We start from the raw sequence: 23,421 nt of genomic DNA, 5'->3' as shown, positions 1-23,421 counted from the left end.
CCCTAAGCCCCGCGCAGGCGTGACAGTCGGGGCATGACCATCACCGCGGCCATCGTCGGACCCGGCAACATCGGCACCGATCTGCTGACGAAACTCAAGCGCAGCAAGGAGATCGAGGTCGGCTATGTGGTCGGGGTGGTCGAATCCGAAGGGCTCGCCCGAGCCAGGGAGCAGGGGATCAAGGCGTCCGCCGACGGCGTCGACTGGCTGCTGAGCCAGGATCCCTTGCCGGACTTGGTGTTCGAGGCGACGTCGGCGAAGGCGCACACCGCGCACGCGCCGCGCTACGCCGAGGCCGGGGTCCGCGCGATCGACCTCACGCCCGCGTATCTCGGGCCGATGGTGTGCCCGCCGGTCAACCTGCGCGAGCACCTGGACGCGCCCAACATCTCGATGATCACCTGCGGCGGTCAGGCCACGATTCCCATGGTGCACGCCGTTTCCCGGATCACCCCGGTGCCGTACGCCGAGATCGTCGCCTCGGTCGCGTCACGCGGCGCCGGGCCGGGCACCCGCGCGAACATCGACGAGTTCACCCAGGTCACCTCCCGCGCGGTCGCCGAGGTCGGCGGCGCGGGCCAGGGCAAGGCGATCATCATCCTGAATCCGGTGGAACCGCCGATGATCATGCGCGACACCGTGTTCTGCGCGATTTCCCCCGGCGCCGACCAGGACGCGATCACCGCTTCGGTCCACGAAATGATCGCCGAAGTCCAGCACTACGTTCCCGGCTACACCTTGCGCGCCGAACCGCAATTCGATGATCCACGGGAAGACTGGAACGGGAACGGCCGCGTCGCGCTCTTTCTCGAGGTCAAAGGAAACGGCGACTATCTACCCGAATATGCCGGAAATCTCGACATCATGACCGCCGCCGCGGTCCGCGTGGGGGAGCTGATCGCGTGAAACCGGCATTCTCCCACGACGTCCGGATCGTCGACACGACCTTGCGCGACGGCAGTCACGCGATGGCACATCAATTCACCGAAACCCAGGTGCGCGACACCGTCCGCGCACTCGACCTGGCCGGCGCGGGCGTCATCGAGGTGACCCATGGTGACGGACTCGGCGGTTCGTCGTTCAACTACGGTTTCTCGCGCACCGACGAGCTGAAGCTCATCGCCGCCGCGCGGGACGAGGCGAAGCGCGCCAAGATCGCGGTGCTGCTCGTGCCCGGCATCGGCACCGCCGACGATCTCCGGCGCGCCCGCGACGCCGGCGCCGACATGGTCAGGGTCGCCACCCACTGCACCGAGGCCGACGTCTCGCCCCAGCATTTCGGGGTCGCCCGCGAGCTGGGGATGGAGACCGCCGGGTTCCTGATGATGGCCCACCGCACGCCGCCGGAGAACCTCGCGAAACAGGCCAGGATCATGGTCGACGCCGGGTGCCAGGCCGCCTACGTCACCGACTCGGCGGGCGCGTTGCTCATGCACGAGGCGAAGGCCCGCTTCGAGGCGCTGGTCGCCGAGGTCGGCGACGAGGCCTGGGTCGGCTATCACGGCCACCAGAACCTGTCACTCGGTGTAGCCAACTCGGTACTCGCCTACGAGGCAGGCGTCCGCTACATCGACGGGTCGCTCTGCGCGCTCGGCGCCGGATCGGGTAATTCGCCTACCGAAGTGCTGGCCGCCGTGTTCGACCGGATGGGCATCGAAACCGGCCTCGACGTGCTCGCCGTGATCAGCGCCGCCGAGGAGGTCGTACGCCCTTACCTGCACCGATGGCCGAAAATGGACCGCAACGCGATCGTGCAGGGCTGGGCAGGCGTCTACTCGAGCTTCCTGCTGCACGCCGAGCGCGCGGCCGGGCGGTACCAGGTGCCCGCGCACGAAATCCTGCGCCGGTGCGGTGACCTGGGCCTGGTCGGCGGTCAGGAGGACATGATCATCGACGTGGCCATCGGGCTGGCCGCCGAAAACGTGTAAACGCTTTCGGGTGCAATTACCCTAAGAAATCAGTTAATTACCGGCCATAGCCATTTCGTAACCTGGAAAACCAACCATCGGTGGTTGACGCCCCTATCCTTGGGACCGTAAATTTCCGCCCGTTCTTTGACCCATGCGGGTGACAGGGGAGAAGTGTCCGAGCTGTTTTCCGCCGAAGTGACGTCCGCGGCCGTCACCGAGGTGACCACCACCGGCGGTAAAAAGCCGCCGCCAGGCCGTTCGCCGGGGCAACTCGCCTGGCGCCGGTTCCGCCGCGACAAAGCGGGCGTGATCTCGGCCTGTGTCGTGCTCTTCTACTTCGTGATCGGCCTCGGCGCGCCGGTCATCGGCTGGCTGTACGGCAAGGATCCGTACACCCACTACGGCCTCGACCGGCCGGGCCTGCTGACCGACACCGGCATCCCGGTCAAGCCCAACGGCGGCATCGACGGCGAGTTCTGGTTCGGCCTGGAGCCGAAACTGGGCCGTGACGTGCTGATGCAGCTGGTGTACGGCATCCGGACCTCGCTGCTGATCGCGCTGGTCGTGGTCGCCATCGTGACCGTCTTCGGCACTCTGGTCGGCATCACCGCCGGCTATCTCGGCGGCAAGGCCGACTACTTCATCGGCCGGATCATCGACGTGCTGCTGGCGATCCCGTCGACCCTGTTCTACCTGGCGTTCATGCCGGTCGCGCTCGCGTTGTTCATCGCGCCGGGCAAGGAGGCGCCGATCTGGCTGAGAGCGACCTCGCTGGTGCTCGTGCTGTCCGTGTTCGGCTGGACGCGAGTCGCGCGGCTGCTGCGTGGCCAGGTGCTCTCGCTGCGAGAACGCGAATTCGTCGAGGCGGCACGGGTTTCCGGGGCCGGGTCGCGGCGGATCATCGTCAAGGAGCTGCTGCCGAACCTGCTGACCCCGATCCTGGTGGTCGCGACGCTGGACGTGCCCGCGATGGTCACCACCGAGGCCGCGCTGTCCTACCTGGGCGTCGGCATGGTCGAGCCGACCCCCGACTGGGGCCGGATGATCCACGACGGCGGCGACTACATCAAGGCGGACATCACCTATCTGACCTTCCCCGGCATCGCGCTCATCGTGTTCGTGCTCGCGTTCAACCTGCTGGGGGACTCCGTCCGTGACGCGCTCGACCCCAAGTCACACCGTTAAGAAGTCAGGGAGACAGATGAAACCGAAGAAGATCGTCGGCGTCGCGATGGCCGCGTCGCTGCTCGTCGGCGGCTGCAGCGCCGGTGGCCAGAATTCGGGGAGCACCGACGCGCCCAAGAACGAGGTCAGCAAGGTCTCCCTCGACAAGGACGGCTCCCAGTCGAAGGGCCCGGCCAAGGAAGTTCCGGGCTCCCGCAAGGGCGGCACGATCACCGCGCTGTGGCGTCAGGACCAGGTCCACTACGACCCGGGCCAGATGCAGACCTCGCCGGACCAGACCATCTCCGAGCTGATCTCGCGCCGCCTGACCATGTACAAGATCGACGGCGACAAGACCACGCTGGTCGGCGACCTGGCGACCAACACCGGTGAGTCCACCGACGGCGGCAAGACCTGGAAGTTCACGCTCAAGGACGGCATCAAGCACTCCGACGGCACCCCGATCGTGGCCGCGGACTTCAAGTGGGCGGTCGAGCGCTCGTTCTACGAGAAGTACAACCGCGGCTTCCCGTACATCCAGACCTGGCTGGTCGACTCGGAAGAGTTCTCGAAGGTCTACAACGGGCCGTACGACGGCAAGGAACTCGGGAACGACAAGATCGAGGTCCCCGACCCCAAGACCATCATCTTCAAGCTGCCCAAGCCGCACCCGGACTTCCCGTTCGCGGCGGCGCTCGGCACCACCGTGCCGGTGCAGAAGGCCAAGGACAGCAAGGACGGGCTCGACCAGAACCCGCCGACCAGCGGCCCGTACAAGATCGAGTCGCACGTCGTCGACAAGTCGCTGAAGCTCGTCAAGAACGAGTTCTGGGACCCGAACACCGACCCGATCCGGCACCAGTACGTCGACGGCTTCACCATCCAGTTCGGCCCGCTGCCCCCGGAGATCACCGACCGGCTGACCGCGGGCGCCGGTGACGACAAGAACGCGACCGCGCTGTACCACTCGGTGCCCGCCGAGCGCATCGACCAGGTGATGAACGACCCGAAGCTCAAGGCGCAGGTGCTCGACACCGCCACCTCGGCGTCGGAGGTCTACTCGATCAACACCACCCGCATCACCGACGTGAACGTGCGCAAGGCGCTGCTGACCGCGTTCCCGAAGGAGCAGGCGCGCCAGACCAACGGCGGCCCGTTCTACGGCGACCTGTCGACCACGCTCGGCTCGCCTGCCAACCTCGGCTGGAAGAAGTACGACCTGCCCGGCATCACCGACGTCAACCCCAAGGGGGACCCGGAGAAGGCCAAGAAGATGCTGACCGACGCCGGCAAGCTCGGCCAGTCGATCTCGTTCGGCTACAGCCAGCAGCCGAACCGGGAGAAGGAGGCGCTCGCCATCGCGGACGGCCTCGAGAAGGCAGGCTTCAAGGTCGAGAAGATCCCGATGCAGCCGAAGACGTTCAACGACGCCCGCGACACCGTCAACAACAACCTGGACCTGTACTGGTCCTCGTGGGCGGCGGACTGGCCGACCGGCGTGACGGTCTACCCGGAGCTCTACGACGGCCGCAAGATCGGCGACGGCCGCCCGAACAACTCGCACTTCAACGACCCGGAGATCAACAAGGAGATCGACCGCATCCTGGCGATCGACGACCCGATCAAGCAGGGCGACGAGTTCGCGAAGCTCGACTCGAAGATCATGGAGAAGGTCCCGGCGATCCCGTACGCGTACACGCGGCGGCTCATCATGTCCGGCACGAACGTCGGCGGCGCGTCCGTCGACACGCACGGCGTGCTGAACTTCGCGAACCTCTTCCTGAAGTCCTGACCCACTGAGGGAGGGGGAGCGGGCCGCACGGCACGCTCCCCCTCTCCCCTTTTCGGAGACTCCCGATGTTGGCTTTCCTGGCACGCAGGGTGCTGGGCGCCGTGGTCATCCTGATGATCATCAGCGCCATCACGTTCCTGCTCTTCTTCGCCGTACCCGGCAACGAGGTCGCCGCCCTGTCCTGTGGCAAGTCCTGCACCCCGGTGCTGGTCGAGCAGATCCGCCGGGACCTGGGGCTGGACCAGCCGATCTGGCAGCAGTACGCGGTCTTCCTCGGCGGCATCTTCGCCGGCCGGGTCATCGGCGACAAGCCCTGCGACGCGCCGTGCCTCGGCTACTCGTTCGTGAACAAGGAACCGGTGCTCGACACGGTCATCGACCGGCTGCCGGTGACCATCTCGCTGACCATCGGCGCGGTGGTGCTGTTCGTGGTCTTCGGTGTCGGGCTGGGCATGCTCGCCGCGCTGCGCAAGGGCAAGCTCGCCGACAAGATCGCGATGATCTTCGCGCTGATCGGCGGCTCGATGCAGATCTACGTGATGGCGCCGTTCTTCCTCTACCTCTTCGTGTACAGCTCGGACCTGCTGCCCCGGCCGACCTACACGTCCTTTTTCGACAGTCCGGCGCAGTGGGTGACCGGGCTGATTCTGCCGTGGACCTGCCTGGCGATCATCCACACCGCGTACTACGCGCGGCTGACGCGATCGTCCATGGTGGACGTGCTCAACGAGGACTACATCAGAACGGTGCGCGCCAAGGGATTGAGCACCCGCCAGGTGTACGTCAAGCACGCGTTCCGCGGCGCGATGAGTCCTATCGCGACCATCCTCGGTCTCGACATCGCGGTGCTGTTCTCCGGCGCGATCATCACCGAGACCTCGTTCGGCCTGATCGGGGTCGGGCAGCTCGCGGTGAACTCCGTGTTCGCCTCCGACCTGCCGATGATGATGGGCGTGGTGCTGCTCGCCGCGACCGCCGTGGTGGTGGCCAACATCGTCGTCGACATCGTCTACGCCGTGATCGACCCGCGAATCAAGGTGACGTGATGACCCTGCTCTCCGTGCGCGATCTCAAGGTGCACTTCTCCACAGAGGACGGTGTGGTCAAGGCCGTCGACGGTCTGTCGTTCGACCTGGTCAAGGGCCGCACGCTCGGCATCGTCGGCGAGTCCGGCTCCGGCAAGAGCGTGTCGAACATGGCGATACTCGGGCTGCACAACCCCGAGAAGACCGAGATCGGCGGCGAGATCCTCTTCGACGGCATCGACCTGACGGCAGCGTCGGAGTCGTCGATGCGCGAGCTGCGCGGCAACCGGATCTCGATGATCTTCCAGGACCCGCTGACCTCGCTTTCGCCGTATTACACGATCGGCGAGCAGATCGCCGAGACGTACCGGCGCCACACCGGAGCGTCCAAACGCGACGGTCGCAAACGTGCCGCCGAGATGCTCGGCAAGGTCGGCATCCCGGCCAAGCGCGCCAATGACTACCCGCACCAGTTCTCCGGCGGCATGCGCCAGCGCGCGATGATCGCGATCGCGTTGTGCTGCGACCCCGACCTGCTCATCGCCGACGAGCCGACCACCGCGCTCGACGTCACCGTGCAGGCGCAGATCCTCGACCTGCTGCGTGAGCTGCAGGCCGAGTTCGAGACCTCGATCATCTTGATCACGCACGACATGGGCGTGGTCGCGCAGATGGCCGACGACGTGCTGGTGATGTACGCCGGGCGGTCGGTCGAGCGCGGCACCGTGCGCGAGGTGCTCAAGACGCCGTCGCATCCCTACAGCTGGGGCCTGCTCGCGTCGATCCCGCATCTCACCGGCGACGTCGACGTCCCGCTGGTGCCGGTGCGCGGCACCCCGCCGAGCCTGATCGACCTGCCGGACGGCTGCCCGTTCAACCCGCGGTGCGACCATGTCGGCCGCGTACCAGGAAACCTGTGCACCACGGAGCGTCCACTCTTGCCGACTGAGCTCAAGCACGCCGCGGCCTGCCATCTGTCCACTTCGGACAAGGAGGCGCTCCGATGACGTCGCAGCCCTTGCTCGAAGCGACTGACCTGACCATGCACTTCCCGGTCCGCGGCGGCGCGGTCTTCAAGCGCCGCGTCGGGTCGGTGCAAGCTGTCGACGGCATCGACCTGACCGTGCACGAGGGCGAGTCCTTCGGCCTGGTCGGCGAATCCGGCTGCGGCAAGTCCACGACCGGCCGCCTGCTGGCCCGCCTGCTCGAACCGACGGCAGGCAAGATCACCTACGCCGGGCGCGACATCACGCACTCGTCGCGCAGGGAGCTGGCGCCGATCCGGTCCGAGATCCAGATGATCTTCCAGGACCCGTATTCCTCGCTGAACCCCCGCCACACGGTCGGTTCGATCGTCGCGGGCCCCATGGAGGTCAACGACATCGACCCCCCTGGCGGCCGCAAGAAGCGCGTGCAGGAGCTACTCGAAACGGTCGGCCTGAACCCCGAGCACTACAACCGCTACCCCCACGAGTTCTCGGGCGGCCAGCGCCAGCGCATCGGCGTCGCGCGGGCATTGGCACTCGAACCCCGTCTCATCGTCGCGGACGAGCCAGTGTCCGCATTGGACGTTTCGATCCAGGCCCAGGTCGTCAACCTTTTGCAGCGCCTGCAACGGGATCTGGGCATCGCGTTCGTCTTCATCGCCCACGACCTCGCGGTGGTCCGCCACTTCTCACAGCGCATCGCGGTGATGTACCTCGGCAAGATCGTGGAGGTCGCCGACCGCGCCGATCTTTATGGCAATCCGCAGCACCCGTACACCCACGCCCTGCTCTCCTCGGTCCCCGAAGCGGACCCGGACAGCGAAGCCCACCGCGAGCGCATCCGCCTCACCGGCGACGTCCCGTCCCCCATCAATCCGCCATCGGGCTGCCGTTTCCGCACCCGCTGCTGGAAAGCCCAGGACATCTGCGCGTCGGAGGAACCGCCGCTGGTGCAGCTCACCTCGGCTTCGTCCGGTCACCTGGCGGCCTGCCATTTCCCTGAGCCCCGCCAGGTCGTTCCCGAGTCGGACTGACCCAGGCCTGGGTCGTGAGTGGTACGGCCGGTTCTAACCGGTCTAAACACTCACGACCCTTGACCTCGTGTGGCCAGGGGAACCCCTCGTTCAAAGCGACAGGGCATGCGCGAGTGGTAACTCTGCTCCGTTGGACGCAGCAGAGTTACCACTCGCGGCCCGTCCGAGCCTCAAGAAGTAGAGTCCCACCACCCAACCCGACCCAAAATCCCACAGCTACTCGAGGATCTCCGCTTCGCCGAGCGTGCCGAAGCCTTCGATCGTCGCCGGAAGGCCGTCGAAGCTCTCCGGATCGATCTTCGTCACCGCCCCCGAGCTGACGTCACGCAGCATGTTCGCCAGCCCCGCGATGACCGCCCGCGTGAAGTGTTCCCGGTGCCACTGGCCCAGGGTCTGGGTTTGGCCGCGAACCTCGAACAGCACGGTCCCGGTCCCGTTCAGCGCGAACGAGCACCGAGCCTGCCCCGGCAGGTCGCGGGCCGCGTCGTGGGGATAGCGGGCGCCGAGGTAGCCGGCGTCGCGGATTCCGTTGAAGCCGCTGATCGCGAGCTGGCGTGATGCGTCCTTTGTGTACACGTCGCGGTACTTGGCGTACTTCTGGCCCGGCTCGAAGAACTTGTCCGGCAACGGGGGATAGTCGATCCCCACGTCGAGGAAACGGTTGCTGCCCTCCTGTTTGACGCAGGCTCCCTGGTGGTGCAGGTCGACGTACACGTCGGGCACTTTGCCGCGCTGAGCCGTCAGGCCGACGTAGACCGAACGCAGTGCGCGGGCCTCGGGGGTGATGAACCAGCCTGGCTGGTCCGGTGCGCCGGGGAAGTCCTCGGCGCGGGGTAGGTAGCCGAGTTCGGGGTTGAAGTCGCGGTTGACGTCGAAGCCGGGGCGGGTGCGGTAATCGTCGCCCTGCAACTCGGTGTCGAGGTAGTTCCAGGCGGGCGGGCGGCCAGCGAGCTGGGGGAAGGTGCGCTGGACTTCGGGCCAGGAGAGGTCGTTGCCCCTGCGGTCGAGTTCGGCGCCGTCGGGGTTGAGCTTGGGGACCGCGACGAAGGTGATCGTGCGGCGCAGGCGCTGTGCCTCGCGGGACTCCGAGGTGCCGAGGTAGTCGAGGATGCGCAGGATCGCGTCGGTTCCGGTCTTCTCGTTGCCGTGGATTTCGCTGGAGACAAGGAAGACCTTCGGGCCGGTGCCCACGCTGACCTGATGGATCAGCCTGCCGCGGGTGGAGGTGCCCGCCGTCTTGACACTGACCCGGCCTTTGCTCGCCCGCTCCAGCCTGCCGAGTTCGCGGACCAGTTCCCGGTAGTCGGTGAACTCGTCGATCGGCAGGTCCCGCGGTTCGTCACTGCATACCGCCGGCGGGGGTGGCGCGGCTTGGGCGGCGGGTGTGGTGACGACCGGCAGCAAGGCCAGGCCGAGCAACGCGGTCAATACTCGTGACATACCGGGCTCCCCTCGGTGATTTATTCACAACGTAGCGAGGGTGAGGCACCGTGGTCAGCCTCCGTTCGGCCGGAAAACGCGGCTTTCATGGGACGAATTCCGTCGTGAACCTCCTGGCCGCGCGGTACGTGAACCGGGCAGGGAGGCACGGGCGCAGGGGAGGTGGATGATGCTCGAACGGGAGGCCGAGCTGGCCGAGTTGTCCGCGCTCGCCGAGCGGGCGCGGTACGGGCGGGGAGCGGTCGCCGTGGTCGAGGGGCCGCCGGGGATCGGGCGGACCACCGTGCTCGATCACCTCGCGCAGACCCCTGGCATGCGGGTACTGCGTGCACAAGGGAGCCTGCCCGAGCGTGAGTTCGGGCTCGGGCTTGTCCGGCAGCTGCTCGAACCCGTACTGGCCACAGCGGACGCGGGCGAGCGAGCGCGACTACTGGCAGGCTCAGCGGACCTGGCGCTGCGAGCGCTGGATCCGCGGGCCGTCACGCCCGAAGCGGATTTCGCCGCGCTGCACGGGTTGTTCTGGCTGCTCGCGAATCTCGCCGAGCGGGAACCGGTGCTCCTGCTGGTCGATGACGTCGAGTGGGCCGATCGGGCGTCACTCGGCTGGCTGGCGTATCTCGCGCGACGGTTGCGCGGGCTGGCCGTGCTCGTCGTGCTGTGCCGGCGCGGCGGGGCGTTCCGGGACGACCCGGCGTTCGTGGCCGCGCGGACGTTGTCGCTGAGGCCGCTGACCGAGACCGCTGTCCGGGACATTGTGACCGACCGGCTCGGTGAGACGACCGAATCCTTCGCCGACGCGTGTCACCGGGCCACGGGCGGGAATCCGCAGATGCTCGACCGGCTCTTGGAAAGCCTGGCCAGGCATGGGGCCACTGAGGTCGAAGCCGTCGCCTGGTACGCGAGCCGTGCTTTGTCCGACGTGATCAGGTACCGACTGGCCGAGCTGCCCCCACGCTGCGTGGAGATGGCGCGGACGCTCGCCATCACGGGCGATGCCCCTGAAATGGACAGTGCGGAAGCACGGCAGGCAGCGCATCTGCTCGCCGAGTCCGGGCTGACCACGGGCGGCGCCGCGCCCCGGTTCGCGCACGAGTTCACCGCCGAGACCGTGCTCGCCGGCATGTCCGCCGACGAGGTCGAGAAAGCACATGCGGACGCGGCGAAACTGTTGTACGACAAGGACTCCGAGGCCGAGAAGATCGCGGAACATCTGCTGGAGACCGCGCCCGGTCACGAGGTCTGGCGGGTGACCGTGCTCGCGCAGGCGGCGCGGACCGCGCTGAGCCGGGAGGACGCCGTCAAGGCGGGCGAGCTGCTGTGCCGCGCGCTCAAGGAGCATCCGGCCGATCCCCGCGATCTGCTCGGCATGCTCGCCGCGACCACCCCGTGGTTCGACGCCCGCCAGGTCGCCGACACGCTGGCCGAGGTCGCCGCCGGCATCGACCCCCATCAGGACCCCGAGCTGTACGCGCAGGCGTACGCCGTGCTCGCGCAGGCGGTTTCCCATGGTGGACGCCCCGTCGAGGCCCACGAGATCTTGGAACGCGCGGCCATCCGCGTCCGGGACCGCGACTGCGCGCTGGTGCTGACCGCGCAACGGCTCGCGCTCGCCACGGCCAACCTCGCCACCTGGAATCCGCGCGCCGGCTGGGAAACCGTCCCGGCAGGCGACACGCCCGGCGAACGCGCGCTGCTCGCCATCCGCGCGTTCCTCAGCGCCGCGCGCGGTGACATCGGTGAGGGTGTACGCCTGGCGAACCTGACGCTCGGCAAAGGCGTGGCGAGCGACTACACGATCTTCCCCGCCGCGAACGCCGCGGCCGCCGCGCTCCTCTACTGCGACCAGGTGCCCGAGGCGATCCGCGTGCTCGAAGGTCTGCCACGCGGGTTGCCCCGAGCCGTTCTGCTCACCGACGCCTACCTGCGCCGTGGTGAACTCGCCAAGGCGGCTGCACTGGCGGAGTCGATGCTCGAGTTGGCGCCGACGCCGCTGCTGCGCCGCAACGATCCGTTGCTCATCGCCGGTCTCGTCGACGCCTATGTCCTTTGTGGAGAGTGCGACCGCGCCGAGCGTGCGCTGGCCCGTTATCCGACGTACGACGGCGACCACGGCTGGAACCGCGCCCGATTCCTGCTCTCGCAAGGAAAACTGCGTATCGCGGGCGGCCGTATCGCCGAGGGCACGGCCGCGCTGCTCGAAGCGGGCCGCCGGATGGTGGCGTGGGGCTGGGACAACCCGGCCATGGGCAACTGGCGTTCGCTGGCCGCGCCCGGCATCCACGCGCTCGGCGACCACGCCCGTGCCCGTGCGCTCGCCCGCGAGGAGCTGGAGATCACCCGCGCGAGCGGGCTGCGCCGCAGCCTCGGCGTGAGCCTGCGCGTCGCGGGGTCCATCACTCCGGGCGCGGCGGGCCTCAAGCTGGCCCGCGAGGCCGTCGACCTGCTCGAAGGCCTGGACCTCGCGCACGCCTTGATCGACCTCGGCACGGCCGAGCACATGGCGGGCGCCGCTTCCCGCGCCAGAACCGCGCTGCGCCAAGGCGCCGAGCTCGCCGAACGTTGTGGCGCCGGGCCGCTGGCCAGGCGCGGGCACACCGAACTCCGCCGTGCCGGTGGACGCCCGCGCGGCGGCTACCTCACCGGCGCCCGCGCGCTGACCGCCAGTGAACGCCGGGTGGCACTGCTCGCCGAACAGGGCCACACCAACCGCCAGATCGCCGGTCGGCTGCAGGTCGCGGTCCGGACCGTCGAGATCCACCTGACCAGCGTCTACCGCAAGCTCGGCATCACCGCGCGCACCGATCTGGCTACCGCGCTTCGATAATGAGCCGCAGGCCCTTCGGCGAGTACGTGCTGGTCGCCGTCCACTCGAACGCACGACCCGGCATCGGCCGCACCCGCCACCGCGCCGCGAAGGTGGCCACCGCGAGCAGCATTTCGGTCATGGCGAAGGACTCGCCGACGCATTTGTGCGTGCCCGTGCCGAACGGCAGATAGGCGTGTGACGGCCGCGCGGTCTCGGAAAGCCAGCGATCCGGGTCGAAGACGTGCGGCTCCGGGAAGTACGCCGGGTGACGGTGCAACGCGTACGGGCTGTAGAAGACGTCGGCGTCGCGCGGGATCCGGAAGCCGCCGAGTTCGGTCTCCGTGAGGCATCGGCGGGTCAGCAGCCAGGCGATCGGATACCGCCGCATCGCCTCCAGCAGCACGTTCCGCAGATAACCCAGCTTCGGCAGGTCCTCGAAACCCGCCTGCCGCCCGGAAAGGACACCATCCACCTCTTCGTGCACGCGCCGCTGGATGTCCGGCCGCGTGCTCAGCACCCGCAAGGTCCACATCAACGTCGTCGCGGCCGTCTCGAACCCGGCCAGCAGCATGGTCATCACCTCGTCACGCAGCTGCTGATCCGTCATCGACCCGGACAGCGTCAGCATCGACAGCAGGTCACCGCGGTCCACCGGGTCCGCGTGACAGGCCGCGACGAGCCGGTCGATCAGCGAGCACAGCCCGGTCAGCGCCTCGTCGAACCGGCGGTTGGCCGGCAGCGGCAGCTTGTGCACGAACCCGGCCGGTAGGTACGCGCGCCGCGCGATTCCTTGCAGCAGCACGGGAAGCGACCGCCGGATCTCATCGGCGAACTCGTCGCCGGGCAGCGCGGTGCACAGTGTCTTCGACAGGATGCCGATGCTCACCGAGTGCATCTCGTGGTCGACGTCGAGCACCTGCCCGTCGTGCCAGCCGTCCGAGGTCGCGGTGACGACCTCCGCGATGGCTTCGGCGTAGCCCGCGATCCGCTGGTGATGGAAGGCGGGCTGGACCAGCCTGCGCTGCCGCCGGTGCAGCTGCCCGCTCGACGCGACGAGCCCCTGCCCGACCAGTCCGCGCAGCTGCTCGTACAGCGGCCCGCCCTTGACGAAGTCCTTTTGCCTGGTGACCAGGATTTCCCTTACCAGCGCGGGTTCGTTCACCAGGTAGCAGCGCTTGGGCCCCGGCCGGAAGACGACGACGTCGCCACTGTCCCGCGCGGACTCGACGAATCGCAACGGCGTGCGTGCCAGCCGCAGCGCGTGGCCCAGCACCGGTAGTCCTCGTGTCATCGGCATGGCGTCTCACTCACGATCTGCGTCTTGGTGGCCCAGTGGCTGGTTTCGCCCAGCGTGTAGCGCGCAGAGCAAGTGGCCCATTCGATGAGCCCGGAGGTGAAGTCGTTGAGCCCGTCGACGAACAGGCACACGTCATCGCGCCAGCCGAGCGGCGACAGGCGCAGCCGCCTGGCGCTTTCCTCGTACCGGTCCATTTTCTTGTCCAGCAGGCGGCAAGTCCGGTGCACGGCCTCCTGCAGATCGCAGCCTTCGGCGGCGGCGATCACCAGCACGATGTTCTCGGTCTCGCCCTCGGCGAGATCCTTCCGCAGCGACAGCAGGTCGTGGTAGACGATCACGCGCTCGACATCGCGGTGGCACAACTCCTTGACGAGTTCGTCCTCGCGCGCCGCGCCGAGGTCGATGCCGAGGCTGATCTCGGTCAGCACCTGGTCGACGCGTTGCGCGATGGTGAAGCCGCGGATCTCGAGGTAGTCCTCGACGCGGCCGAACCGGTACCCGTCGATTTGCTTGAGGTCGTAGGCGATACAGCCTTCTAGGTACCCGGAGATCGCGTCGGCCAGCCTGGTCATCACCTGCGGTGTCACGTACTCCGACATGCTTCGCCAGACCTTCGCGAGCAGCGGCCCCCACCGCCGCTCGGACGTCGTCGCCTGATGCGCCTTGACATCCGCGAGGCTGGCGCGGAGCTTGCCGAGCGACGCGCCCGCCCTGGCCGCGTCGGCTTCGTCGTCCCGTTCGGACAGCGCGGCCGCTAGCGTCGCGAGGTCCCAGAGCGTCCGCCGGTCGCTGGCGGGCCAGGCGATCGAGACGAGATACGCATAGTCCTTGGCGACAAAGGCTTTGCGTTGCTTCTCGGTGGTGAACGGCCCCTGCTCGAGGAACCAGGCGTGGAACTCGTCGGCGACCGTTTCGTAGTGCGGACTGCGGCGCAACGGATAGCGGCGGTCGAGGTCGGGAATCTTCAAAGCCTTGGGGCGCATGGCTTCCTCACCGGTCCCGTTCGGTGACCAGCGTGGCGAGCGCGAGCAGGTCGGTACGGGCCGCCGGTGCGACGCCCGTCTCGTCGAGGCAGGACAGCGCGGTGTTCACCTGGGCTTCGGCGACGGAGTGTGCCCACGACCGCCCGCCGAGCCGCTCGATGAGCGCGGCCATGGCGACGACGTCCCGGGTCTCCCTCGGCGCGGACGCGAGTTCGACGAGCCGCTCTGCGCCGCGTCCACCCGCGGCCAGCGCGGCCGCGACCGGCAGCGTTTTCTTGCCTGCCAGCAGATCGGACAGCGCGGGCTTGCCGGTCACCGCCGGGTCGCCCCAGATCCCGAGCAGGTCGTCGACCAGCTGGAAGGCGAGCCCGAGATGCCAGCCGAACCGGCCGAGCGCGTTGACGGCCGACGGTGATCCGCCGCCGTGCGCGGCGCCGAGCTCACTCGCGCAGCGCAGCAAAGCGGCGGTCTTGCCGCCCGCCATCGCGAGGCAGTCGTCGAGTCCGGCCGTCGTGTGCCGCTCGAACGACAGGTCGAGGAACTGCCCCTCGATCAGCTCACGCATCGCCACGGAGAGCTTGCCCGCGGACGACGGCGAGTCCGCGAGCACCTCCATGGCGAGCACCACGAGCGCGTCACCGGCCAGTATCGCCATGGGCACCCCGAACACCGACCACACCGTCGGCCGGGAGCGGCGCAGCGCGTCACCGTCCATCACATCGTCGTGCAGCAGCGAGAAGTTGTGCACCAGTTCGACGGCGACGGCGGGTTCGATCGCCTGAGTGGCATGCGCGCCAACGGCTTCCGCGCACAGCAGGGTCAGCGCGGGCCGCAGCATCTTGCCCGGTGTCGCCGCCACGGGCGCACCGTGTTCGTCGCACCAGCCGAAGTGATAGCCGGCGATGTCGCGCACGCCACCGGGAAGTTTGTCCACTGTGGACTTGAGGCGAGGTGCGACCGTTACCCTGGTGCGTTCGAAGATCGCGTGCGCGGTCGTCAGTACCGCGATCGTGCCATGCCGGAGATCGGTCATGTCATCGAAGCTAGGAGCCGTCGCCGGATGAGCACACTCGGTGCGACCGAAGTCTTCGCGCGGCGCACCGAGCGGGCCGACCGAGAGAACTAACCCGCTGACCTGGTCGTGAGTGTTCCCAACGGTTCTAACCGTCGGGAACACTCACGATCCCTGCTCGTTCGGGCGGGCGAAGGGGCAGGCGAGCGGTCGGCCATCCGGGTGGACGGACTGAGGTGAATTCACTCGTATCGCTGACGGTCGGTAGGAATTCCTCCCGATCTTGCTCGCTTTGTGTCACCATTGCTCTATTGGCGGAGTGAGGGTCCGCCAAATGGCGACGCAGCGTTATGGGAACCGCACATGGCGGGGCTGCGTCGGAATGGGGCGCAACACATGATCGCCAGGGGAGGAGATCGAAATGTCCACGCCTACCGACATCAAAGAAAACACGGATCCGCAGGTCATCGACGAGCTGCTGGGGGCGGACCCGGACCTGGAGCCGGACTTCGAGCCGGAACCGCAGCCCACGCCGGATCCGACGAAGAAGACCGACTGCGTCGACCTCGGCTGCGGTCACTGAGTTCGCAAGTCCCTGCATACGGAAAGTATTCGTCCGCCTGGCGAATATCCGCGCCAGGCGGACGAATATCACTACCGTCTGTGTTGTCATACTAGTGTGGCTGTGACAGGACTGGATCAAGGAAAGCTCATCCGCGAGGCCCGGGAATTGCACCGGGCCGGGGTCGATGCCGCTTGCACGGCCCGGCTGCCCGACGGGCTTCGGATGATGCGCCGCGGACTGGCCATGCTGGACGCGATGGAGTCGGTGGAACCCGCCCGGCAGAGCGACTGGCTGGTCACCCGGATCCGGCTGCTCATCTCACTTTTCTACTTTTCCTTGGACGACGGCGGGATCGAGGCGGCACAGGCCAGGCTGGAGGGGGTCTGGCCGCAGATCGCGCAGGTGGACGACGCGCGGCTGCGCGCGGAGCTCAGCGGATCGGTCCACCACAATCAAGCGCTGATGCTGCTCTCGGTCGGCCGCAACGACGAGGGCATCGGCCACCTCGACAAGTCGATCGACCTTCAGCTGGCCGGTCTGGACACCGCCGACGATCCGGCCGTCGCGCTCGACCGGTACCTGAAGTCGCTGTACAGCCGAGGCGTCGCGCGCACGCGTGCCGGTGACGTTCGCGGGGCGCGCGAGGATCTGACCCACGCCATCGCGCTCGCGGAAGAGCATGGCGCGCTGTCGCAGGCCGCCGATTCGCGCCGTCAGCTCGGCACCCTGGAACTGCGCATGGGCGATGTCCCCGCGGCGCTGCGGTGCTACGCCGAAAGCGAGCAGTACTACCGGGAACGCGGTATCGCGATCCCGTTCTACCTGCGCATGGTCCAAGCCGAAGCACTGCTGACGGCCGGCCTGGCCGACGAGGCGGGCGCGTGCTTCGACGAAGTGCTGCCCGAGATGCGGGAGCAACGCGGGGTCACGCCCGATCTCGCGTTCGTGGAATTGATGCGTGCCACGGCCGCGCTGCTGAACGACGAGCTGGATCTGGCCAGGCAGATGGCGGCTTCCGCGCGCAAGGGCATGGTGCGCTGGGGCTGTCAGACCTGCGCCGCGGACGCGGCGATCATCGGCCTGCGCGCGGACGTGCAGGAGGCGTTGCGTTCGGGCGACCTGTCGCCGTCGCTGCCCGCGCGGGCGTTGCGGGTCGCGAAGTCCATCCCCGCCAGGCTGGCCGACCGTGCCGCGTCGGCCAGGATGCTGGCGGCCAGGCTGGAGATCCGGCGTGGCAATCTGCGCCGCGCCGCCGAACTCCTGCGCCGGATCCCGCGGCCGGGTGAGGTCACGCCCATCGACTACCGGATGCTGCGCAGGCTGTGCCGTGCCGAACTGGCCGCCGGGCTGGGCGACCGGGCCAAGGCGTTCGCCGAGATCCGCGCGGCGCTGGGTGAGCTGGACCGGGTGCGCGACCGGATGGGCGGGCTGGAGCTGGTGTCCGGGACGGCGCTGCACGGCAGGGAGCTCGCCGAGCTGGCCGTGAAGCTGGTGCTGGACGGCGGCTCGGCGCGGCGGGTGTTCGACTGGCTGGAGCGGACCAGGGCGCAGACCCACCGCTACGAGCCCATCGCGGGCGCCGACGATCCCGAGATCGCCGAGCGGATCGCCGAAATGCGCGGCCTCGACCAGGCGATCCATCAGGCCCAGCACCTCGGGCACCCGACGGCGGCGTTGCGGGCGAAGTACGCGGAGCGGCTGCGCGAGTCACACCGGCTCGGCTGGGACGCCGTGCGCTGGGGCAAGCCGCGTCCGGTCGCGACGGTGACCGAGATCGCCGAGGCGCTGGGCGAGCGCGCGCTGGTGAGCTTCGCGGTGTCCGAAGACGCGGTGGTGGCGGTCGTGGTCGCCGACGGCACGGTCCGCCTGGTCCGGCTCGGTTCCGCGAAACAGGCCGCCGAGAACGCGCGCAGGCTCAACGTCGACCTCAACGCGCTCGCCCCCGACCATCTGCCGCCGATGCTCGTCGAAGCCGTCATGGGGTCGGCGCGCAAACAGGCCGAGCTGCTCGACACCCAGCTGATCCGCCCGCTCACCATGCTCGGTCACCGCGACCTCGTCATCGTGCCGACCGGCGCGCTTTACGGTGTCCCGTGGGGAGTGCTGCCGAGCCTGCAGTCACGCCCGACGGTGGTCGCCCCTTCGGCGACGGCCTGGCTCGCCGCCGAACACACCCGCACCGCCCGGGTCCGCAAGATCGTCCTCGCCCGTGGCCCCGACCTGCCCGCCGCGCGCGGCGAGATCGACAAGCTCGCCACCCACCACCAAGGCGCCCGCCTCCTGTCCGGCCCCCGCGCGACGGTGAAGTCCGTACTCAGCGCGCTCGACGGTTCCAAGCTCGCGCACATCGCGGCCCACGGCGCCCACGAACCCGAGAACGCGTTGTTCTCCCGCCTCGAACTGGCCGACGGAGCCTTGTACGCCCACGAGATCGCCGGCCTCAAGCAGTCCCCGCGCCAGGTGGTGCTCGCCGCCTGCGAACTCGCCCTCAACCGCATCCGCCCCGGCGACGAGGCACTCGGTTTCGCCAGCGCGTTGCTCGCCAGCGGCTCCCGCACGGTCATCGCGCCGCTGAGCCGCGTCGGCGACCAAGCCGCCGCGGCCGCCATGGACGACTACCACCGCGGCCTCGCCAACGACACCTCACCCGCCTCCGCGCTCGCCGACGCCATCGGCGCCGATCCCTTCCGCCGCCCCTTCGTCTGCCTGGGCGCCGGCTGACCCCACCCGTCCCCAGACGGACGACGCGTGCCGACTCCTTGGGTACGCGTGTCGTCCATCCAGGTACGCGTGTCGTCCGTTCATGAACGCGTGCCGTCCGTTCGCGTACGCGTGCCGTCTGGTGGCGGGTGTCCTTTGTGGAGGGTTGGGATCACGGATCGTCATCATTTGGGTGTCAACGGTCACTCTTCGCTGTGGGTGGGTGGATCATGGACTTGCCGGCCGAAGCGAGGAGGCGGGTGCGATGCCTTTCGAAGGTGAATTGATCGTCCAGGAGCTCGACGACACGTCATGGCTGCTCGTCGCGCCACTGGTTTATGAAGGCAATAGCGAGCTTTTCAATCTGGATACGGGTTTCGTGACGGATTTCGCGTCGGTGCCGCGCTGCCTGGTGTGGCTGGTGCCGAGGTATGGCGTCTACTCGAAATCGGCCGTGCTGCACGACTATCTGTGCGGGCGGCGTGACATCAGCCGTGCCGACGCGGATGGGCTTTTCCGGCGGTCGATGCGGGAACTCGGGGTCGCGTTCGTCCGCCGCTGGATGATGTGGGCCGGTGTGCGCGGCGCGTCGAAACTGGCGGGGGCCGGGGGCGGGGAAGTCGCGCTCTGGCTGCTGGTCGCCATCCCTTCGCTGATTTTCGTGCTCATTCCGGGGTTGCTGATCATCGCGTGGCTTTTCTTGTTCTGGCTCGTCGAGCTGATGTTCTTCGTCGTGCTCAAACCGGTCAGCAAAAAGCCCGTGCCGCGGCCACGTTTGTGGATGAAAACCTGATCAGGTGCCATTCCCCGGCGGACCGGGCGGACCGGCAGGCCCACGCGGACCCGCGGGCCCTATCGGACCGGCCGGGCCCGCAGGCCCCGCTGATCCAGGAAGCCCGGGAGGTCCCGCGGGCCCGGCAGGGCCGACGGCCCCGTCGTGCCCCGGCGCACCGGCCACTCCCGCCGGCCCGGCGGGACCGCGCGAGCCCGGATTCCCAGCCGGGCCCGCGGGTCCGGCCGGACCCGGCGGACCGGCAGGCCCGGCCGGTCCCGGAACGCTGACCGACCCTTTGTCCACCGGAGTGCCGACCGCGGGCCCGATGCCGTACGTGACCACCATCCCGCCGATCATCCCGCCCGCGAGCGCGGTCGCGATCGTCGTCGCCGCGCGCGGCAGCCCTCGCACGTCCGGGGGCGGCGAGGCCACCTCCCGGCCTTCCGGATCCGTGACCGGCACGCCGGCGGCCCGGTAGGCCACGTCGTGCTCCGTCTCACCGACCTGCCCGAGCAGGTCGATCACCTTGAGGCCGACAGTCGTGAGCGAACCGGGCGTGAACGGCACCTTCCGCACCGCCGCGGCCGGTCCTCGCCGCTTCAGGCGTTTGCCTCGCTCGGTCCACACGTAGTCGTACGGCGGTTCGGCCGGGTTCAGCACCATCGCGGCCAGTCGCGCGGTGACCGGAAGACCGGGTGCGCGCTGCTGTGGCGTGACCGGCTGCAGGATCACCGGTTTCGGCTTCGCGTGGTCGATCGTGAGCCGGAAACCAGGCTCCGCCATCGGCACGGCGTACTGGCCGACCGTCACGCCGGCGTGCTCGGTCACCTCGACCAGTGGTGCGTCGACGTGGATTTCGGTACCCGGCAAGACGAAACGCCGCGTTGGCGAAGCCGGTCCGGTCAGTGCGACATTCGCGTGCGGGTGCGTGAGCAGGTTCTGCGGCCATTCACACTGCGCGAGCGTGAGCAATTCCGCGCGCGGATCGACTGAAACGACCAGGTCCCGCAACAATGGCAGCGGCTCCGGCAGCCAGGTGAGCGGCAGATCGGCCAACCTCGTCATCAGCCGCTTGGCCAGTACCCGCCGCAGAATGCGGTGCCCGATCTTGATTTCAAGCCTGCCGAGCGGTTTCCCGTCGCCTTTGTAGCTCAGTTTCAGCTCGTCGACGCCGAGGTCCGCGACCGGCGGCCGCGGCAGCGTGACCGCGCCGCGCGCCAGCGGGACGCCGCTGTAGTGCACCGTGCCGTCCACGGAAAGGTTGACACGCTTGAGCGAATGCCGGACGCCGCCACTCACGTCGGCGGACAGCTTGAGCTTCTTGCCGTCGAAGGCGACCCTCGGCGTGCCCCAGTGCGCCTTGAACTGGAATGGCGGCGTCCGGCGCGAGAGCACCCGGGAAAACGGGCTGGTGATCGTCAGTTTGTCGGCCAGTCGCGCGTTGATCGCGCGGGTTTGCACGTCACGCAGCACTTCGCCGCGGAATTGGATCACGAACATCGAGGCCCCTCCCCGAGCCGTCGAGTAAAACTGCAAATTGCTGAATGCAATGTACCCCGGAGCGGCCGAACGCGCGTAGTGGCTCACCCGAATACAGCACAGCGCCCCGCCCTCCGCACTGGAGGACGGGGCGCTGAGCGAGAAGGATCAGGCCACGGTCACGTGGAAGATCCGGTTGTTGCTGTTGTGCGGTGTGCTGTCCTTGTCACCACCGTTGGAGGTGGCGATCCAGACGCCGCCGTTCGGCGCGGGCTCGACCGTGCGGAGACGGCCGTAGGTGCCGCTGAAGAAGTTCTTCGAGTTGACCAGCGAGCTGCCGCTGATCTCGTGGCGGACGATCTTCTCGCCCTTCTGGCAGGCGACGTACAGCGCGTCGTGGACGATCGTGATGCCACTGCACGAACCGGAACCGACCGGGTAGGTCTTCTTCGGCGCGATGAAGCCGGAGCAGCTGCCCGAGGTGCCCTCGCACTTGGGCCAGCCGTAGTTGCCGCCCTTCTCGATCAGGTTGGTCTCGTCCATGATCGAGTTGCCGAACTCCTGCTCCCACAGCCTGCCCTGCGAGTCGAAGGCCAGGCCCTGGATGTTGCGGTGGCCGAGCGTCCAGATCGCGTTGCCGAACGGGTTGTCCGACGGGATGGTGCCGTCCGGGTTGATGCGCAGCACCTTGCCGTTGAGGTTGGACTTGTTCTGCGCGTTGTCGCCGTTCTGCGCGTCACCGGTGCCCGCGAACAGGTACTTGCCGTCGGGGCTGAAGCGCAGGCGCCCGCCGTCGTGGAACTTGTTGCGCTGGATGCCGCTGACGAGCACCTGCTCGGTGGACGTCAGCAGCGAGTCGGCCGCCGGGTCGTACTTGATGCGGACGATCCGGTTGTCGCTCGGCGAGGTGTGCATGATGTAGAGCCAGTTGTCACTGGCGAAGGTCTTCGGGTTGATCTCGAGTCCCGTGAGACCGCCTTCGCCGCTGGTGCTCTGCACGTTGGGCACGGTGCCGATCGTCTTCTTGGCGCCGGTTGCCGGGTTCAGGTGGACGATCGTGTGCGCGTCGCGCTGGTTGTACAGGATCGTGCCGTCGGCGAGCGTGACCAGGCCCCATACGACGTCGTCGTCGGTGCCGACCTGCTTGACGGTGCACATGCCCTGCGCCGGGGTGCAGTTCGAGCCACCTTGGGTGGTGACGTCGACCAGCGGCGTGCTGCCCGTGCTTTCGTTGCCGTTGGCGTCGAACGCGGTGACCTGGAAGTGGTACGCCGTGCTCGGGGTGAGGCCGCCGATCGTGATGCTGGTGCCGTTCGTCGAGCCGACCTTGGTTCTGGTGCCGCCCGATACGTTGAAGACGTTGTAGCCGGTGACGCCCACGTTGTCGGTCGACGCGGTCCACGAAAGGCCGACGCTCGTGCTCTGGACGTTGGAGGCCTTGACATTCGTCGGCACGCTGGGCTTCTGCGTGTCGTCCGACGGCGGCGTCTTCACCGGGGTGGTCTCACTGGCCTGCGAGATGTTGCCGACGGCGTCGCGGGCGTTGACGTAGAAGCCGTAGGTGACGTTCGGGTTCAGGTTGTTGCAGGTGCCCTGCAGCACGTTGCCCGCGGTGGTCGCGCAGAGCTGGCCGTCGCGGAAGATGTCGTAGGCGGTGACGGCGACGTTGTCCGTCGCGGCGGCCCACTTGATGGTCGCGCTGTTCGGGGTGGCGCTGACCAGTTCCGGCTTGCCCGGCGGGGTCGGCGGCGAGGTGTCGCCACCGCTGCCGGTCGTGCCGTATACGCCGAATTCCTGCAGCGAGTAGCCATACGCGGCGTCGGTGCGGCACCGCTTGCTGCCGAGCATGCGCACGTAGCGGCCGTTACCGTTGAGCGTGGTGAGGTCCTCGACGCCACCCTTGCCCGCGGTGGTCGAGTAGATCTTTGTCCAGGTGGTCTTGTCGTTCGAGACACCGATCTCGTACGCGGTGGCGCAGGACTTGTCCCACTGCAGCCTGACCCTGCTGACATGGGCGGCCGCGCCGAGGTCGACATAGATCCAGGACGGATCGATGTTGGCTGTGCTGGCCCAGCGGGTCGCCGAGTCGCCGTCGACCGCGGCCGCCGCGCTGCAGCAGCCGCTCTGCGTGGACGCGGTGACCGGTTTTCCCTGCGACAGCAGGGGATCCGCCGCCGGTGCGGCGTTCGCCACGGCAGCGGTCGCCATGATCGTCGCGGCACTGGCCAGCACCGCGAGTATCCGAATACGTCGTTGCATTCTGAAATGCGCCTCCTATATCAAACGCCTTCCACTGACCGATAACCCAGGTCCTGGTGAATACGCGCACAGCGGCGAGCGCCACGGCGGCAGAGGCGGATGCCGGCCGGGCTTGCGGTGGGCGATGCGGGGGAGCCGGGGATTTCAGTTGAAGGTGTTCTTGATCCTGATTGGCTCAGACTACGAGCGAAACA

At 68.2% G+C, this 23,421-nt stretch carries 17 protein-coding genes; 11 read left to right on the top strand and 6 right to left on the bottom strand.

Annotated elements, in window-relative coordinates; all coding sequences use genetic code 11:
• The first annotated feature begins 33 nt into the window (after positions 1-33).
• From ACFV15_RS27760 to ACFV15_RS27730, 7 genes are all read left to right on the top strand, one after another.
• Complete coding sequence (locus tag ACFV15_RS27760) at positions 34-906, top strand: acetaldehyde dehydrogenase (acetylating) (protein ID WP_378353619.1); 873 nt, start codon at positions 34-36, stop codon at positions 904-906.
• Positions 903-1,928, top strand: a complete 1,026-nt coding sequence (gene dmpG / locus ACFV15_RS27755; RefSeq protein ID WP_378353617.1) for a 4-hydroxy-2-oxovalerate aldolase — start codon at positions 903-905, stop codon at positions 1,926-1,928. Before ACFV15_RS27760 ends, dmpG begins: the two co-directional genes overlap by 4 nt.
• 153 nt (positions 1,929-2,081) lie before the next feature.
• Positions 2,082-3,095, top strand: coding sequence for an ABC transporter permease (locus ACFV15_RS27750; protein WP_378353616.1), 1,014 nt, complete (start codon positions 2,082-2,084; stop codon positions 3,093-3,095).
• A 16-nt stretch (positions 3,096-3,111) separates the two neighbouring features.
• Entirely contained in the window at positions 3,112-4,866 is a 1,755-nt protein-coding gene (locus ACFV15_RS27745; RefSeq protein ID WP_378353614.1) for an ABC transporter substrate-binding protein, read from the top strand.
• A 65-nt stretch (positions 4,867-4,931) separates the two neighbouring features.
• On the top strand, positions 4,932-5,912 hold the full coding sequence (locus tag ACFV15_RS27740; RefSeq protein WP_378353612.1) for an ABC transporter permease: 981 nt from the start codon (positions 4,932-4,934) through the stop codon (positions 5,910-5,912).
• Positions 5,912-6,898 (top strand): ABC transporter ATP-binding protein, encoded by a 987-nt coding sequence (locus ACFV15_RS27735; protein WP_378353610.1) that lies wholly within the window; start codon positions 5,912-5,914, stop codon positions 6,896-6,898. Before ACFV15_RS27740 ends, ACFV15_RS27735 begins: the two co-directional genes overlap by 1 nt.
• Positions 6,895-7,911 (top strand): ABC transporter ATP-binding protein, encoded by a 1,017-nt coding sequence (locus ACFV15_RS27730; RefSeq protein WP_378353608.1) that lies wholly within the window; start codon positions 6,895-6,897, stop codon positions 7,909-7,911. Before ACFV15_RS27735 ends, ACFV15_RS27730 begins: the two co-directional genes overlap by 4 nt.
• A 216-nt stretch (positions 7,912-8,127) precedes the next feature.
• Here the strand turns inward: ACFV15_RS27730 and ACFV15_RS27725 are convergent, their stop codons facing one another.
• Positions 8,128-9,351 carry a M14 family zinc carboxypeptidase gene (locus tag ACFV15_RS27725; protein ID WP_378353606.1) on the bottom strand — a complete coding sequence of 408 codons (1,224 nt, stop codon included), beginning with the start codon at positions 9,349-9,351 and terminating at the stop codon, positions 8,128-8,130.
• Positions 9,352-9,517: 166 nt separating this feature from the next.
• Here ACFV15_RS27725 and ACFV15_RS27720 point away from each other — a divergent pair, with 166 nt between their 5' ends.
• The gene (locus tag ACFV15_RS27720) at positions 9,518-12,175 is read left to right on the top strand and encodes an ATP-binding protein (protein ID WP_378353604.1); all 2,658 of its coding nucleotides are present in this window, start codon (positions 9,518-9,520) and stop codon (positions 12,173-12,175) included.
• On the opposite strand, the gene ACFV15_RS27715 is transcribed toward ACFV15_RS27720, so the two are convergent.
• The 3 genes from ACFV15_RS27715 to ACFV15_RS27705 are packed head-to-tail and all read right to left on the bottom strand — an operon-like array spanning position 12,159 to position 15,470.
• Positions 12,159-13,454 carry a cytochrome P450 gene (locus ACFV15_RS27715; protein ID WP_378353602.1) on the bottom strand — a complete coding sequence of 432 codons (1,296 nt, stop codon included), beginning with the start codon at positions 13,452-13,454 and terminating at the stop codon, positions 12,159-12,161. The genes ACFV15_RS27720 and ACFV15_RS27715 overlap by 17 nt on opposite strands.
• Positions 13,445-14,437, bottom strand: coding sequence for a terpene synthase family protein (locus ACFV15_RS27710; RefSeq protein ID WP_378353601.1), 993 nt, complete (start codon positions 14,435-14,437; stop codon positions 13,445-13,447). Before ACFV15_RS27710 ends, ACFV15_RS27715 begins: the two co-directional genes overlap by 10 nt.
• A 7-nt stretch (positions 14,438-14,444) precedes the next feature.
• Positions 14,445-15,470 (bottom strand): polyprenyl synthetase family protein, encoded by a 1,026-nt coding sequence (locus ACFV15_RS27705; RefSeq protein ID WP_378353600.1) that lies wholly within the window; start codon positions 15,468-15,470, stop codon positions 14,445-14,447.
• Positions 15,471-15,870: 400 nt separating this feature from the next.
• Between ACFV15_RS27705 and ACFV15_RS27700 the strand changes: the two genes are divergently transcribed.
• From ACFV15_RS27700 to ACFV15_RS27690, 3 genes are all read left to right on the top strand, one after another.
• Entirely contained in the window at positions 15,871-16,032 is a 162-nt protein-coding gene (locus tag ACFV15_RS27700; RefSeq protein ID WP_378353598.1) for a hypothetical protein, read from the top strand.
• A 96-nt stretch (positions 16,033-16,128) separates the two neighbouring features.
• A complete protein-coding gene (locus tag ACFV15_RS27695) occupies positions 16,129-18,735 on the top strand; it encodes a CHAT domain-containing protein (protein WP_378353596.1) in 2,607 nt (868 codons plus the stop codon).
• Between the two features lie 202 nt (positions 18,736-18,937).
• Positions 18,938-19,507 carry a DUF1353 domain-containing protein gene (locus tag ACFV15_RS27690; RefSeq protein ID WP_378353594.1) on the top strand — a complete coding sequence of 190 codons (570 nt, stop codon included), beginning with the start codon at positions 18,938-18,940 and terminating at the stop codon, positions 19,505-19,507.
• Here the strand turns inward: ACFV15_RS27690 and ACFV15_RS27685 are convergent, their stop codons facing one another.
• Positions 19,508-20,989, bottom strand: a complete 1,482-nt coding sequence (locus ACFV15_RS27685) for a hypothetical protein (RefSeq protein ID WP_378353593.1) — start codon at positions 20,987-20,989, stop codon at positions 19,508-19,510.
• Positions 20,990-21,136: 147 nt separating this feature from the next.
• Positions 21,137-23,227, bottom strand: coding sequence for a PQQ-dependent sugar dehydrogenase (locus ACFV15_RS27680; protein ID WP_378353591.1), 2,091 nt, complete (start codon positions 23,225-23,227; stop codon positions 21,137-21,139).
• Positions 23,228-23,421: the final 194 nt, after the last annotated feature.

The sequence above is a fragment of the Amycolatopsis sp. NPDC059657 genome, from assembly GCF_042734395.1.
Taxonomy (GTDB): domain Bacteria; phylum Actinomycetota; class Actinomycetes; order Mycobacteriales; family Pseudonocardiaceae; genus Amycolatopsis.
This window is presented reverse-complemented; position numbering and strand designations above follow the sequence as displayed.